Source organism: Bradyrhizobium cosmicum, from assembly GCF_032290525.1.
GTDB classification, from domain to species: domain Bacteria; phylum Pseudomonadota; class Alphaproteobacteria; order Rhizobiales; family Xanthobacteraceae; genus Bradyrhizobium; species Bradyrhizobium cosmicum_A.
In genome coordinates this window covers 1-14,146 of record NZ_JASXTA010000039.1, presented here as the reverse complement: position 1 = coordinate 14,146, position 14,146 = coordinate 1, and the positions used below count along the sequence as shown (strand labels likewise).

Genomic DNA, 14,146 nt, shown 5'->3' with positions numbered 1-14,146 from the left:
GTCCCAGCAGGTTCGCGGTTCGAACCGCATCGCGCCGCGCTCCGCCCCAAGGGGCCCTCGAAGGTACCAAAAAGATTCGTGACGCGGCGCCGTAGGCGTCCATCGCCTCAATTCCCCCGGAAGGCAGGTTTGCGCTTTTCTAGGAAGGCCGCGATACCCTCTTTGTAATCCTCCGTTCGCGACGTCAGGAGGAACTGGTCCCGGTCGGCGAAGCTGCTGATCAGATGGGTCGCCGTCGCCTGAGCGTTGATCGCTTCTTTTGTCATGCGTACCGGGACCGGCGGCAGCTTGCTGATTTTGGCGGCCCATGCTCTGGCTAGCTCGCGCGCCTCGCCCTTCTTCGCCACCTCGTCGGCCATACCCCAGCCAACGCACGTGCCGGCGTCGACCGCCTCGCCGAGTATGACGAATCGTTTCGCGCGTGACGGCCCGACAAGCGTCGTGATCCTGGGAATGCTGTTCCAGCTCATGTTCATGCCGAGCGGAATCTCGGGCAGGCGCATATAGGCACCCTCTCCCATAATGCGGAAATCGCAAGCCATCGTGAGCGCGCATCCGCCGCCGAGGCAATAGCCCTCAATGGCAGCGATCGTCGCGGCCTCGATCTCCTCCCATGCCCGACATAGGTCGGGCCCCGTCATTATCGCCTCCCGCGCCTCAAGCAGAGTGGGGACTCTGCTCCGCTGAGTCGTGGCGCGCGCGTCGCCCGGAGAAAGGTCCGCCCCAGCCGAAAAATTATCCTCGCCGCCAGCGAGGATAACGGCAAGCACGTCCGATCGGCGCCGGAGCAGACGCGCCACCGCGGTCAACTCTTGTATGATAGCGGCGTTCAAGGCGTTTCGGGCACCCGGTCGGTGCAGCGCAACCTCGACGATTGGGCCCTGGCGCGAGACGATGAGATGCTTCCAAGCACCCTCCTCGAGCCGGCCGCCTCCATTCGCAGCGACTTCTTCTTTCATAGACAAAACACCGCAACTTGTTCTCGATCAGCGATCAGCATGCGTTTTTGCAGACGCCCTGAAGGCATCCCACGATTTGATCTTCGCATTGTATCCGGTCGGAGTTTACCCATTTGCTCATGATTTACGCAGCAATTGCGCGCCATCGTGCGGTTGGCGCCGATAACGAGCGCGCGCAGCCTCGCGGCGCGCTGAGGTGTTTTGCAGATGGGCGCCAAGTGGACCTTTCGCCCCCTGAAGGCTTTAGGCAGCGCCTATGTGCCGCATATTTTGGACAACGTCGAAGCACCGCCGTCATGGCGATGACACATCGCCGGTGACTTTCCGAACGGCGCCCCAACCTCCTGAGCCGCCGAGCCGAATTTTCAATTGAGGGCCACGACTCCGCTGAGCGAAAGTCGCTCAGCTGGACTGTCGATTCGAGGTGGGCCTCAACAGCACGATTGCCGTTAAAGGCCAAAGGCGCCTCGTTCGACCCGACCGCAGGTCAGGAAATACACGCTTATGGTCCGCTCCTCTCTTCCTGGCACAACGCAGCAGGTCCTTCTTCATGCCTTCCTCAGAAGATCTCGAACAGGCCGGCCGCGCCCATGCCGCCGCCGACGCACATAAAGACGACGCCGTACTTCGCGCCGCGGCGCTTGCCCTGGTACATCAGGTGGGCGGTGCGGCGGGCGCCGCTCATGCCATACGGATGGCCGATGGAGATCGAGCCACGGGGAACGTTCAGCTTCTCGTTGGGGATGCCTAACTTGTCGCGGCAGTAGAGCACCTGGCTGGCGAACGCCTCGTTCAGCTCCCAGATATCGATGTCGTCGATCTTAAGCCCATTGCGCTCCAGCAGCTTCGGGACTGCGAAGACCGCGCCGATGCCCATTTGCTCCGGCCGGCAGCCGGCCACTGCCATGCCCCGATAGGCCTCCGAGCGCCCCTAATCCGCGCCTCTCGGCCTGCTTCCGATCCATCTGGAGTACCACGACAGCGGCGTCCGCGAGCTGGCTGGGGTTGCCGGCGGTGATGTACTTGCCTTCCTTCACATAGCGGCCGCCCTTAAACACTGGAGCCAACTTCTTGAGATCCTCAAGCGTGCTCAGCGGTCGGTTGCCCTCATCTGCGGCGATGGTGACCTCCTTGTTGGTCGTCTCGCGTTGTTGAGCACGACCTTCATGATCGTGGTCATTGGCGTGATTTCGTTCGCAAAGCGACCTTCAGACCGTGCGTAGGCCGTCCGCCGCTGGGATTCTAGGGCGTACTCGTCCTGCGCCTCGCGGGATATCCACTCTGATATCCCCAGTCAAGCACACAACGCGCGGTTTCCCATCTCCACGTGGACTCATCGTGAAGTTCTTGCGCCGATGGATCGTGCAGAGGAGAAGGCGGAACCCGAAGACGTCGGTGAACAGGCTCTGATGCGCGGGTTGGATACCGCATTTCCGTTTTTTCGTCTGGGGCTGTCCCTGGTCTAGCGTCGGGCGTAGATCGGATGATCGGCCACATAATGGGTTTCAGGATTTCCCCTGCCGTGGTCCCACCTTCACCTCTGCACGATTGATGTCTGCGACTACCCTGATCCTGATTGCAACAAAGAGGGCTGTGGGCCGGTCGAGCGCACCTCACGACTCGAGCGGTCCACAGCCCCCAACGACGTTACGCCTGTCGAGGTGGCATGAGCTCGCGATTGATTGCCCAAATGAAGGCGGATAGCTCTCGGGCAATCGCCGTGACGATTACGGTTCGCCGCTTGCCCTTCCGCTCGAGTGAGCGGAAGCGTCCGCACAATCTGGTTTGCGCTTTCCACGCAATCTCTCGCGCGCGTCTCGGTGCGGCCTCCACCTTTGGCTGCTTGTCTCGGCTTACGCGCGGCGGATATCGATAGCTCCAGGCCGCCTCCACAAGAATACGTCGCGCCCGCCCATTACCGGCTTTGGTGATGCCGCCTCGCTTGACCTTGTCGCCAGTCGAGTTTTCCGTGGGCACCAGACCCAGATAGCTCATCAGCTCGCGCGGATTTTGAAAGCGGGAGAGATCACCGATCTCGACCAGCACCCCCACAGCCGCAATGAGATCAATCCCCCGCATCGCTTGCAGGGCCGCGACAATCTCGGCAAGCGACCACTCGGGTACTACCTCGCGGATGGCATCTTCCAAACGCTCCATTCGCTCACTTTCCTGGCGTATCCCCTCAAGTAACTCTTCGAATGCGATGCGCTGCTCGCGATGCTCGAGCTTCTGCGACATCAGCCATCTCATGTGGGCGGGTCCCCACGTTGTCTTGCCCGGATAGATGCGTCCCAGCCGCAGCATCAATGACGAGATCTGTTGACGCTTGCCCTGGAGGTCCTTCTTCACTGCCTGACGGGCGCGCGAGAGATCGCGCATAGCCTCATGGCGCTCGTCCGGCACCCACACTGCGGTGAGCTCGCCCGCGCGCAACGGCTTGGCGAGGCTTACCGCATCGCGCCGGTTCGTCTTCACTCGATCACCGGCCTTCTTCGGAACGAGCGAGGGGGCCACCACCAGGCAGTCATGGCCGAGGCTCTTGAGTAGTCTGTAGAGGCCATATCCTGTCGGCCCTGCTTCGTAGTAAAACGTCAGATGACAGCATTTCGCTGCAAGCTTTGCCACCAGCTTTCGGATCGCTGCCTCCGTGGCAGGAAACTCCCCGAGATATCGTACCTCGCCGCCACGGCCGCCATCGGCAATGGCTATTGCATTGCGCGATTTTGACGTATCGATTCCGACAAAGACCTCGGTATGATGACCCACGACTCGCCCTCCTTGTTTGAGGCTCTGCCCGGTCCATCCAGGCAACCCTCGTCGCAACATCGAGGGTGAGTCGCCTCATTTTGTGGAGGGGACATACAGTCTAGCGCTCGGCCACGAGCTCGGCGGTCCATGAAGCGATTCGATTTGTCGTTCTGCACCAGGCTGATCGACTCGATGCCGGCGCCGATGGCGGATCGGGGCGCCGTCATTGAGGAGATACTTGGCCGCGGTCGCCACAGCCATGAGAGGCGCGCGCTGTTGTAGCCGGTCGTGCCCTGCTGCATCGCCGCCCCATGGCGACATCGTCGATCTCGCCCGGATCCACACCGGCCTGGGTGACGACCGCTTGGATTGACTCAGCGCCGAGGGTCGCGCCCTAGGTGTTGTTGAACGCGGCGCGATAGGCCTTGCCGATGGGAGGCCGCTTGGCGGCAATGATAACGGCTTCACGCATGTTGATAGGGTCCTATCATTCTCTGTTGGAAGGCACAGACCGCGGCGCCGCCCCGGGTGAGAACCTAGGGAACAAGACGTGGAGAGTGAGGATGACCGAACTCTTCCGCACTCGTCTGCTTCGCTCGCCAAGGTCCCCACTACGCTGGTTGCTCAAAATCAGCGAATTTCTTGCCTTCGGCGACCAGCTTCTCCAGCAGGGCGGCCGGTTTGAATTCGTCGCCCACGGCCGCCTGAAGCTCTCTCATCTTGGCGAGGACCTTATCAAGGCCGATCTGGTCGGCGTAGTACATCGGCCCGCCGCGATAGATTGGCCAGCCGAAGCCATAAAGCCAGACCACGTCGATGTCGCCCGCTCGCGCAGCGATTCCTTCCTCGAGGATGCGCGCGCCCTCATTGATGATCGGGTACATCACGCGTTCGATGATCTCCTCCTCACTCACAGCGCGGCGCTTTCGGCCAAGCCGAGTCAAAGTGTGGTCGATCAGCATTGCGACCTCGGGATCTGGGATTGGCGTCCGAGAGCCTGCCTCATACCTGTACCATCCCTTGCCGGTCTTCTGCCCGAAACGGCCGGCTTCGCAGAGCGCGTCAGCGATCTCCGACTTGACCCCGCGATCCTTGCGCGAAAGCCAACCAATATCGTTGCCGGCCAAATCGCCCATCACAAACGGCCCCATAGGCATTCCAAATTTCGTGAGGGCTGCATCGACTTGTTGCGGCAGCGCGCCGTCAAACAACAGTTTCCCAGCCTGCTTGCCGCCCTGATCATACATCCGATTGCCGACGAACCCATCGCAGAGTCCGACGACCACCGGCACCTTGGCAATCTGAGACGAAATCTCGACCGCTGTCATTAGCGCGTCCGGTGCAGTTCGCGGGCCGCGCACGATCTCGCATAGCTTCATCACATGAGCGGGCGAGAAGAAATGCATGCCAAGCACGTCCTGCGGACGCTTCGTCGAGTTTGCGATCTCGTCGATGTTGAGATAAGACGTGTTGGAGGCGAGCAACGCGCCCGGCTTGGCAAACTGGTCGAGTTTGCCGAAAACTTCCTTCTTCACCGCCATGGTCTCGAACACGGCCTCGATCACGAGATCAGCGTTGCCAACATTCTCGATACCCACGACCCCGTTGATCAGCGCCATCCGCTTGGCCGGTGCGTCCGCCGGGATGCCTCCGCGCGCCGCGGTCGCCTCCCAGTTCCTCTGCATAATATTCATGCCGCGCTTGAGCCGCTCCTCGCCGGTCCCGATCAGAGTGACGGGAATCCCGGCATTGGCGAAGGACATCGCAACGCCGCCGCCCATGGTGCCGGCGCCGAGAATGGCGACGCGGTTGACCGGCCGCCCCTTCGTCCCCTCCGGCACGCCCGCGACTTTGTTGGCCTCGCGCTCGGCGAAAAAGGCGTAGCGCTGCGCCTTGGACTGATCGCTGGGGACGAGCTTGACGGAACGTTCGCGCGCCTTCTTCAGGCCTTCGTCGAATGGGAGATCGATGGCATAGCCGACGGCCTCGGCGGCCGCAAACGGCGCCTCCAGACCGCGGGCCTTCTTGGTGAGTGCGGCGACTGAATTGGTGAAGATAGAGCGGTCTGCCTTGGCGGCTGCGATCTTGGAATCATCATCACGCAGACCGCGCAGCGGGCGCTTCTGGGCGAGCACCTTGCGGGCGAATGCTTCACCGCCCGCCGCTGGACTGTCGACGATCTCCTCGATCAACCCATTCGCGAGCGCATCCGCCGCGCCGATCGGATCACCGCCGACGATCATCTTGACCGCAAGCTCTGGCCCCACCGCGCGGGGCAGGCGCTGCGTTCCGCCGCCGCCAGGCAAGAAGCCCAGCTTGACCTCGGGCAGGCCGAGCTTGGCATCCTTGGTCGCGACCCGAAAATGGCAGACCAACGCCAGCTCCAGCCCGCCACCCAGAGCGTTGCCGTGGATCGCAGCAACTATAGGCTTTGGCGAGCTCTCCAAGGAAGCCAGCAACTCGTCCCACCCCGCCGGTTTCGGAGGCTTGTCAAATTCGGTGATATCTCCTCCCACAATAAAGGTACGGCCCGCGCAGGTCAGAACGATCGCCTTCACCTGCGGATCAGCGATCGCGGCTTTCACGCATTGCAGGATACCGCCACATACCGCAGAGCTCAGGGCATTCACGGGAGGACTGTCAATCGTTATAACGACGATCACGTCATGACATTCGAGTTTGACGACGTTATCCACGTGGCACCTTTTTGTTTTTGGTTTCCATTCACTTCACCTGCGCGCGAGGCGAGCCGCCAGTTACGATCAACACCTCCGAAAGCCGGCGTCGATCACAGTTATTCACTTCGGGCATCAGGCGTCAGCAGCCCCTCGGCACGTTCTGGCGACTTGCGGCTCTCTTCGCGTAAAGAGTCCCTATGGCGCTGCCTCACTTCGCGGTCCTGGTTAAGCGTGTGCGACTGCGGACTTCTCCGGGCGACACGCTCGTCACGCAACTGCGTCCGCCGCAGCTTGCCCGCTTCGTCGCGCAGAGGCTCAGCGACGAACTCAATCGTGCGAGGAAGCTTATAGGTCACCAGGCGCTCGGCCACATGCGCTAGCAGTTCGTCCTCGGTCAGGCCCGCGCGAGCCTGGACGATGGCGTGGATGGATGAGCCCATGTCATCGTGTGGCAGCCCAACCACAGCGCTCGATATTACGAGCGGATGCTCCTCGATCGCCGCCTCGACTTCGGCCGGGTAGATATTGGAGCCGCCGACCAGGATCATATCGGTGCGCCGGTCGGCGAGATAGAGATAACTGTCGGTATCGAAATAGCCGATGTCCCCAAGGCTCTCCCAGCCGGCGGGTAGAGTGCGCGCCGTCGCGCCGCGGTAGGTGTACGAGGGCGGCGAGCCCTCCGGACGGCGCATATAGATTTCGCCAACGTCGCCCGGCGGCAGTTCGTTTCCGTCGGCGTCGAACGCCTTCATTTCGCCTCCGTACACGCGTCCGACGGAGCCGCGGTGATCGAGCCACTCGCTTCCGGTGATGATAGTCCACGCTTGGGCCTCGGTGCCGCCATAGATCTCCATAATTACCTCGGGGCCTAGCCAGTTAATGAAGGCCTCCTTGAGCCAGGGCGGGCAGGGCGCAGCGAAGTGCCAGAGCGTCTTCAGGGATGAGATATCGTAGCGGGCTCGCACCTCTTCAGGCAGCCGCCAGATGCGGCTCATCATGGTGGGCACCAGGTAGACCCAGCTCGCCTTGCGGCGCTCGATCTCGGACAAGACGCCCTCGGCCTCGAAGCGCGACATCAGCACCAGATGGGCACCCCGGACCATGGCGTCTAAGGCGCAGACAAAAACCCCACCATGATAAAGTGGTGCGGGAATCAGCGCTGTTTCGCCTAGTCCCAGGCGCCAGGTGCCTGGGCCATTCGGTTCAGCCAGGGTCACTCCGGGTAAGCCGGAGAGGATCAGCTTGGGCCGGCCGGTCGAGCCCCCGGAGGTCGGAGCCATCAAGACCGGTGCCACGCGCGGCTCGATTGCCCGATCATCGGCAGATAGCGCAAGCAGGTCCTCGACCGCTACACGCCGCCGGTTTGTCTCGAGGCCAGGCATGGCGATCACGACCGGCGGGTCGGCGAGGTCGACTACGGCCTGCAACTCTGCACTCGGCAGCCGGAACGACACTGGTTGTGGCGTCGCGCCCAGCTTCCAGATGCCCCAGCAGGCCTCGATGAAGTTAATGCCGTTCGGCAGGCCGATGGTGACTAAGTCGCCGAGCTTAACGCCCAGCCCCTCCAGGGCGCGAGCGATGCGGTTGGTCCGCGCCTCAAGTTGGCCCCAGGTGAGGGTGGTCTCGCCGCAACTAAGAGCACGGCCATACGGTGCCGCCCGCGCGCGGCGGGAAAGCTTCTCGCTCAAGGAGATCATGTTTTCAGACATATCATTTTTCCGCTACTAAACTCGCTTTCGTTGTATCCAGAACTGGGACAATCGGCGCCCCGTCTGATCCCAACACCCAGAGGCTCAGAATCGTACGCTGTTCTATAAATCGCATCGAGCTGACGCATCACTACCAACAAGAGGAGGGGCGCAATCAGCTATGTCGCCGAGGCGAGAATCGCGGAGGCCTTGCGCCGGACACCTGCCAAGCGCAATCCGGCCCTCTAGGGACGACAACGTCGTGATAGAGACATTTGGCATCAGCTCGGACCGAAAACAGAGGCTGAAATCTCCACGAGGAGCGCAAGATCCTCGAGTTCATTTGGTAGCAACCGATTTCCGTCTCACCGAGCCTTCGAGATGCAGTGGAGATGCCGTTCGGAGAGTATGCCGATGAACCCTCGAGGGTTGAGCACTGACTATTCTTCCGCGATGACGCGCCATGTGTGGACGACGCCCGCGTTGCGAGAAGAATGGACGTTCGGCTTGCGGTCGGGTGCAAATCATGTAGCCGACCAGTCTGCTTGGCACTAAGACCGCTAGCCCTAATGTAATCCGCGGATCAGAGTCCCAACCATTCGCACGGGCTTTGATGCCCATGACCCAGAAGCGGGTTGTCCCGACCGACGGCTCGACCGTTTCGCATCCCCCCATCATCACCCTCGCGATTCGATTCTTTCGCCTCACGCTCACATTGCCAAGCCTTTGCAGGCGGGTACGGCAAGCTCCTGCGCTCGATACTATCCTCTCTTGGTCATGATCGCCCAAGCGATGCGCGCCGTCTTGTTGGCAACGGCAACGGCGACGAGCTTGGCCGGCTTCTTGGCCAGCAGCCTCGTGACCCAGGGATGCTTGCAGATGCTGCCGGCGTGCCGAACAACGGCAGTTGCACCGATGACGAGCAATCGTCGGAGATAGCGATCTCCTTGCTCGGAGTCGCCGCCAAGCCGATCGAGTGTGTTCAAGTCCGCTCGCGATTTTGCAGCATAGATCGGAGTTGTGCCGCGGCAGCATTCGATTGGGGCAACGATGGAAGCGATGGTCGTGGGCCCGATCACGCCTGCCCCGGCACGGTCTCGAGGCGCCAGCTCATATCGCTGGGGCACGATGATGACCGTGAATGGCTCGCCTCCATTTCTATGGCGATTTCGCGCAGCCAACCTTCGTCTTCACCAAGGTCCTTCGCCGCCTGGGTTATGGTTGTGACGTGATGGACCTTGTTGATGTGCGTGGTCATGCCGCTCGAGCGGAGACTGCTGTAGTCGGTGGTTTCAATTCCAGGGCAGCAGTTCGTCCAGCCGATGATCCGGATGGGCGGCGATGCGGGCAAGGATGTCCGTGAGTCAGGCTTGCGGATCCATACCATTCATTTTGGCCGTGACGATCAGGCGTAACCGGTATGAGGTCCCACGTTTGCGGTGATCAGCGGGCGCGCGCGTAGCGGATCGGCATCAAGTACTGGCGGATGGCCTCGACGGCCGGCGGAATATCGGCGTAGGCGCGCCGGGTCTCGCGGCCGCTTTGTGGTGGTCCGAGCAGTCGGCTGCTCCTGATCGTCGCGACAGTGCTGCATGGGCAGAAGCAGGCCGTGATTGACATTGCTGGCATCGAGCAGCGGCGCCCACGCCGACAGCCTGAGCCGCATCGCTGCATAGAATCCCTGACACCATGGCCGGGGATCGACTTCGCCATTGGGTTGACGCCGGTGCATCGGGGCGAACTGGCTAGGCGTGGTGGAAAGGATCTGGCTGATCTCGTTATGGCGCAGCGCGACGGCGGAGATCGCGGCGAACTCCGGGGTGCCGCCGTAGTTGAAAGCATCGGCGTCGATGGCGAGCAGCGGGCAGCGGGCAGATCGAGTCGAGCGGACTCATCGACACTGGTCCGGCCACAATCGGCGGCGGCGTAACGTCGAGCATGGGGAGGTTGGTGGCGGCAGGATGCTAATCGACGGGAGCCTGGAGCCATCGCTCAAGGTCCGCAATCGGCATCGCGCGCGCCATGGACGACGATGCTTTATGGCGACGTGGGCTCACGCGGCGGCCTGCGCAGCGTGCTGGCGGGCCGCCTTCCAGTTCAGGCCATCAGCTCGTGACCAATCCGTCAGCTCTGACCGAGATGGTGCTCGCGCTTGACGCCGAGAACGAGAAGCTGTGGCGATGCAGACGCTCAAGGAGATGATCTTCGGGAAGCGCTCGGAGCGACTTGCGGTGCCGTCGACGAGCAACTCCCGCTTGAACTGGGCGATCTCGAGACCGACGCCATGTTGCGCGTGCAGGCCAATGACGATTCGCCTGCGGCGAAGCCGCCCGGCAAATGCGCAAGAAGGCGCGCGCCGCAACATCGGCGCACTCCCAAAGCACCGCGCTGCGAACAGGTGCTGGAGCCGGGGGTGACGGCCCGCCCGTGCTGCGAGGGTCAGCTCCACAAGATCGGCGAGGACGTCAGCGAGGTGCTGGACATCATCCCGGCGATCCTGCGGGTGCTGCGCACGATCCGAGCCAAATATGGCTGCGGCAGCTGCACCGATGGTGTGGTCCAAGCGCAGGTGCCGCCGCGCCTGATCGAGAGCGGCATGGCCTCGACCGCACTCGTGAGCCACTTGGTGGTCTCGAAGTTCGCCTGGTATCTGCCGCTGTCCCGACAACTGCAAATTCGGGCCGGCCAGGCTGCACATCTCGACCGCGCGACTCGGCCGGCTGGGCAGAAGCGTGCGGCCTGTTGGCTCAGGAGCCTCTACGAGCTTCAGCTGCGCACCATCCAGGCCTCGCCGCGCGTGTTCTGCGATGAGAGCCCAACGCCGGTGCTCGATCCCGGACGATATCGCACCCGCATCTGCCAGTTCTGGGCACATGCCATGCATGTACCGACCATGGGGCGGCCCCTCGCCGCCGGCGGTTGCCTATGTGTTCACTCACAGACGCGGCACCGAGGAGATCGCCTCGGCATTCTGCAGGTCGATGGTTATGCGGCCTAAAAGGCGCTCGCCCGTGGTCATGGCGGTGCGATCCAGCTTGCTTTTTGTCTCGCCCATGCCCGGCGACAAATTTGTCAACGTCTACAAGACGACCCAATCGCCATTCGCGCGCGAGATGATCGAACGCCTGCAGGCGGTCTATGCCATCGAAGCGGAGATCCGTGGCATTAGTGCCGAGCGGCGGCTTTCCGTCCGGCGCACCAGGAGCGCACCGTTGATGGCGGCGCTCAAGGCGCGACTGACCGAGATGTCGACCAGCTCTTCTGCAGTCGAAGCTGGCGGAGGCGATCAACTCCGCGCTCAATCACTGGGACGGGTTGACGCTGTTTCTTCGCGACGGCCGCGTCGAGGTCGACAGCAATACGGTCGAACGAACGTTCCATGCGCCCGATTGGCATGAGGCGCAACTCGTTGTTCAGCGGCAGCGAAGGCGGTGCTGAGAGCTGGGCGATCCTGGCGTCGATCGTGAACACGGCAAAACTCCATGAGTTCGATCCGCAGGCCGATCTGGACTGACGTGCTGGAACGCATGGTCTCCGGGCGAACCAAGAGCCATCAGCTCACGGGAGAGAATCGGGACCAATCGCCATGACAAGACGATACATCCGTGCGCCACAGGCTCCAGCGAAATCCCAACCTCTCAGCCGACAACGGCCGGCTGCTTCACAGGCTTGGGTGAGACACGCGTCCACTCCCGTCGAGCGAGGGATTGAGGAATGGTCGAGTAGCTCAGCCATTTGGCTTTCGCCCTCACAGATCCGGGCGGGCGGCTTTCCCGCACCCGACTCTTCCCCGAGGTAACCCGCGTCATATCCGCGCCTGCGATTAAGTGCGAGTGATGCGTGGAACGGGCAGACGGAAGCGTGCCGTCAGGGTCTCGAACTCCGACCAGCCCAGGCGCCGACTTTTCTGACTGCGCCGTCTCAGAAGCAGAGCCAAGTCCGACGCACTTCGCGATAGAAGCCGTTGAGCGCGCTGGATAATTGTGCGGCCTGCCGTAGTAGCCGTAGTGTCTACGCAGCAGTGCGGCGAACCACTCGTGCCGGGCGGCCAGTGACTCGTGCATGAGCCGCCAGGCTTCCTGGCGCAACGCCGTCAGCTTGCGCGTCAGGCGTTTCCCTTCCGTCTTGTGCTTCACGCGGGTCCGCCCGCAGTAGTGGGTGAAGCCGAGGAAGGAAGGTCTCGGGTCGCCGCTCGCCGCGCCGTTGACGCGAGAGGGCCGCAAACCGACCGAACTCGATCAACCGCGTCTTGCCCTCATGAAGTATCAGGCCCAAAGCTGGCCGGCCGCGCCTTGAGGGCCAAGAGCATCTCCTGCGCATCCGCCTTGCTCTCAAAGCCCACGACGAAGTCGTCCGCATAGCGCACGGCCACAACGCGACCGCGTGCGCGGCGACGGCGCCATTGATGGATCCAGAGGTCGAGGATGTAGTGCAGAAAGATGTTGGCGAGGAGCGGACTGATGCCCGCCCCCTGCAGGGCACCTGTCCCTTTCTCGCTTCTCGCCGCTCTCAAGAACGCCGGCCCGCAGCCACAGCTCTATGAGCCGCAAGATGCGAGGATCGGCGATCCTGTGCGCAACCATCCGCAGCAGCCACGCGTATGTCGGCATCGAGCACCCAGTTGACGCGCTGGCTCATGATCGCCGTGTGCAAGGCGGCAAGCGCCATATGAGGATTCCGCCCCGGCCGGAAGCCGTAGGAGAACCCGAGGAAGTCGACCTCGTAGACGGCGCTCAGCACCTCGGCTACTGCGCTTTGGACAATCTTGTCCTCTAGCGCCGGCACACCGAGAGGCCGCTTACCGCCATCGACTTTGGCGATGTAGACTCGTCGCACCGGCTGTGGCTGGTAGCGACCCGTGTGGACGCGTACGCAGAGCTCGCGGAGGTTATCCGTGAGCCTCTGTTCGTACTTCGCCACCGTTACCCCATCGACCCCCGCGCTGGCCTGCCGCTTTTGTCGTCGAAACGCCCGAAGCAGAGAGTCCTCGCGTGGTGCAGCAAGGCTGCGAACCGGGTTTAGGCAGCCTGCTTGGCCGCCGCGTTCACCCGTTCGAGGTTCGGCGGCAAGGCAACCCGGCTCTGTGTCCGGACCCTGGCCTTCGGTGTGTGTGTGTGCTCGCGCGGGCTCCCCTCGGGCTGGCCCCTTCCCTCCATGCGTCTCGTTTCCTTCGACGACTTAACAGGTACTATGAACCAGTCCGACTCCCGACCTCAGCTCGGATCGCGGCTCCGGCACTGCCTTGCCGCTGCCCCCCGTTGGAGACCAATCCAACGGACCCGGTCGTGCCTCTCATGTTCCGATGATTGCCTTCCATGCGTGATGCGGCCATCGACCCCGACGGAGCGGCATCGTCTCGCATAACGACGATGCTCATGCTGCCTTCGTGTTTAGGGAACACACTCGGCCTCCGCGAACATCCACCTTTCGAGGCTCATTCCCGCACCCCGCATCGACTCGGTCCCGGCCTGCCTGCTTCGGCTTTGGCCGGATGGGGCTTGCACCCACAAGCATTCATCAGATTGGCATGACGTACCCCCTATAGTGAGTGTGACGAATCATTTGCGGAGGTGGTCGAAGGTCGAGACTCCCACCCTCCTTTGTACGGCCGCTCATTAATGAACTTGGACTTTCGCACGGGAAGCAGTCTCCTTATTCAGGTAACCGCAATCGAATATTATGGACACTAAGCAAATCAAATTAAGCTGAGTAACCTGCGTCGGGACAATCCGCTGTCGGTAAGGTCCCGGCGAGGTGGCGGCCTCATGCCGGTTGCAGTCCCGCCGCAACATATCAAACGGTACGTGCAGCGCGGCGACTAGGACTCTACGGACACCGAGGCCATTTGCGAGGCGGCGGGTCTGCGGACAGGCGCAAAGACTTTGTGCCGACCAAGAGTCCCGAGCAGCAGGGTGCGCAGATGCTGGCGCGCGTGCGCGTCCAATTCATCGGCAAGCGCACGCAGTTCGCCAATTCGATGGTGACGTGCCCCCGCCAAATGAGGCCAGTTTGAACTGGAATTTTCCACTTATGATCCCCTGATGGGGAGAGGAGAATTCCATGAAGGCATCGA

The 14,146-nt window shown here is 62.2% G+C and carries 11 protein-coding genes and 5 pseudogenes; 4 read left to right on the top strand and 12 right to left on the bottom strand.

Annotated elements, in window-relative coordinates; genetic code table 11:
* Positions 1 to 107 precede the first annotated feature (107 nt).
* From QSV46_RS37280 to QSV46_RS37230, 11 genes and pseudogenes are all read right to left on the bottom strand, one after another.
* A complete protein-coding gene (locus QSV46_RS37280) occupies positions 108 to 959 on the bottom strand; it encodes an enoyl-CoA hydratase/isomerase family protein (protein ID WP_314963595.1) in 852 nt (283 codons plus the stop codon).
* Between the two features lie 559 nt (positions 960 to 1,518).
* Positions 1,519 to 2,235, bottom strand: a pseudogene (locus QSV46_RS37275) (acetyl-CoA C-acyltransferase); the annotation flags it as partial.
* Between the two features lie 371 nt (positions 2,236 to 2,606).
* On the bottom strand, positions 2,607 to 3,725 hold the full coding sequence (locus tag QSV46_RS37270; protein ID WP_314963593.1) for an IS110 family transposase: 1,119 nt from the start codon (positions 3,723 to 3,725) through the stop codon (positions 2,607 to 2,609).
* A gap of 593 nt (positions 3,726 to 4,318) precedes the next feature.
* The gene (locus QSV46_RS37265; RefSeq protein WP_314963590.1) at positions 4,319 to 6,403 is read right to left on the bottom strand and encodes a 3-hydroxyacyl-CoA dehydrogenase NAD-binding domain-containing protein; all 2,085 of its coding nucleotides are present in this window, start codon (positions 6,401 to 6,403) and stop codon (positions 4,319 to 4,321) included.
* 98 nt (positions 6,404 to 6,501) lie between these two features.
* Positions 6,502 to 8,094 carry an AMP-binding protein gene (locus QSV46_RS37260; RefSeq protein WP_314963588.1) on the bottom strand — a complete coding sequence of 531 codons (1,593 nt, stop codon included), beginning with the start codon at positions 8,092 to 8,094 and terminating at the stop codon, positions 6,502 to 6,504.
* Positions 8,095 to 8,834: 740 nt separating this feature from the next.
* A pseudogene (locus QSV46_RS37255) lies at positions 8,835 to 9,047 on the bottom strand (IS110 family transposase); the annotation flags it as partial.
* A gap of 101 nt (positions 9,048 to 9,148) precedes the next feature.
* Entirely contained in the window at positions 9,149 to 9,331 is a 183-nt protein-coding gene (locus QSV46_RS37250; protein WP_409997267.1) for a hypothetical protein, read from the bottom strand.
* A pseudogene (locus QSV46_RS37245) lies at positions 9,328 to 9,482 on the bottom strand (transposase domain-containing protein); the annotation flags it as partial. The gene QSV46_RS37250 and the pseudogene QSV46_RS37245, both read right to left, overlap by 4 nt.
* 34 nt (positions 9,483 to 9,516) lie before the next feature.
* The gene (locus QSV46_RS37240; RefSeq protein ID WP_314963643.1) at positions 9,517 to 9,693 is read right to left on the bottom strand and encodes a hypothetical protein; all 177 of its coding nucleotides are present in this window, start codon (positions 9,691 to 9,693) and stop codon (positions 9,517 to 9,519) included.
* Positions 9,689 to 9,838 (bottom strand): annotated as a pseudogene (locus tag QSV46_RS37235) (YecA family protein); the annotation flags it as partial. The gene QSV46_RS37240 and the pseudogene QSV46_RS37235, both read right to left, overlap by 5 nt.
* Positions 9,839 to 10,126: 288 nt before the next feature.
* The gene (locus QSV46_RS37230; RefSeq protein ID WP_314963584.1) at positions 10,127 to 10,438 is read right to left on the bottom strand and encodes a hypothetical protein; all 312 of its coding nucleotides are present in this window, start codon (positions 10,436 to 10,438) and stop codon (positions 10,127 to 10,129) included.
* Between the two features lie 48 nt (positions 10,439 to 10,486).
* On the opposite strand from QSV46_RS37230, the gene QSV46_RS37225 reads away from it, so the two are divergent.
* The 3 genes and pseudogenes from QSV46_RS37225 (at position 10,487) to QSV46_RS37215 (ending at position 11,587) form a co-directional block, all read left to right on the top strand.
* Entirely contained in the window at positions 10,487 to 11,071 is a 585-nt protein-coding gene (locus QSV46_RS37225; protein WP_314963582.1) for a transposase, read from the top strand.
* A pseudogene (locus QSV46_RS37220) lies at positions 10,956 to 11,511 on the top strand (transposase). The gene QSV46_RS37225 and the pseudogene QSV46_RS37220 overlap by 116 nt, the downstream one beginning before the upstream one ends.
* Positions 11,453 to 11,587: a hypothetical protein gene (locus tag QSV46_RS37215; protein WP_314963580.1), complete on the top strand. Its 135-nt coding sequence runs from the start codon at positions 11,453 to 11,455 to the stop codon at positions 11,585 to 11,587. The pseudogene QSV46_RS37220 and the gene QSV46_RS37215 overlap by 59 nt, the downstream one beginning before the upstream one ends.
* Positions 11,588 to 12,328: 741 nt before the next feature.
* On the opposite strand, the gene QSV46_RS37210 is transcribed toward QSV46_RS37215, so the two are convergent.
* Positions 12,329 to 12,586, bottom strand: a complete 258-nt coding sequence (locus QSV46_RS37210; RefSeq protein WP_314963577.1) for a reverse transcriptase domain-containing protein — start codon at positions 12,584 to 12,586, stop codon at positions 12,329 to 12,331.
* A gap of 26 nt (positions 12,587 to 12,612) precedes the next feature.
* On the opposite strand from QSV46_RS37210, the gene QSV46_RS41555 reads away from it, so the two are divergent.
* Positions 12,613 to 12,849 (top strand): hypothetical protein, encoded by a 237-nt coding sequence (locus QSV46_RS41555; RefSeq protein WP_409997266.1) that lies wholly within the window; start codon positions 12,613 to 12,615, stop codon positions 12,847 to 12,849.
* The last annotated feature ends 1,297 nt before the right edge of the window (positions 12,850 to 14,146 follow it).

What these genes read in the sequence shown, in the direction of transcription:
- QSV46_RS37280 (WP_314963595.1), bottom strand. Translation starts at nt 959, where the DNA reads ATGAAAGAAGAAGTCGCTGCGAATGGAGGCGGCCGGCTCGAGGAGGGT.
- QSV46_RS37260 (WP_314963588.1), bottom strand. Translation starts at nt 8,094, where the DNA reads ATGTCTGAAAACATGATCTCCTTGAGCGAGAAGCTTTCCCGCCGCGCG.
- QSV46_RS37250 (WP_409997267.1), bottom strand. Translation starts at nt 9,331, where the DNA reads ATGACCACGCACATCAACAAGGTCCATCACGTCACAACCATAACCCAG.
- QSV46_RS37240 (WP_314963643.1), bottom strand. Translation starts at nt 9,693, where the DNA reads ATGTCAATCACGGCCTGCTTCTGCCCATGCAGCACTGTCGCGACGATC.
- QSV46_RS37230 (WP_314963584.1), bottom strand. Translation starts at nt 10,438, where the DNA reads ATGTTGCGGCGCGCGCCTTCTTGCGCATTTGCCGGGCGGCTTCGCCGC.
- QSV46_RS37215 (WP_314963580.1), top strand. Translation starts at nt 11,453, where the DNA reads ATGCGCCCGATTGGCATGAGGCGCAACTCGTTGTTCAGCGGCAGCGAA.
- QSV46_RS41555 (WP_409997266.1), top strand. Translation starts at nt 12,613, where the DNA reads ATGAGCCGCAAGATGCGAGGATCGGCGATCCTGTGCGCAACCATCCGC.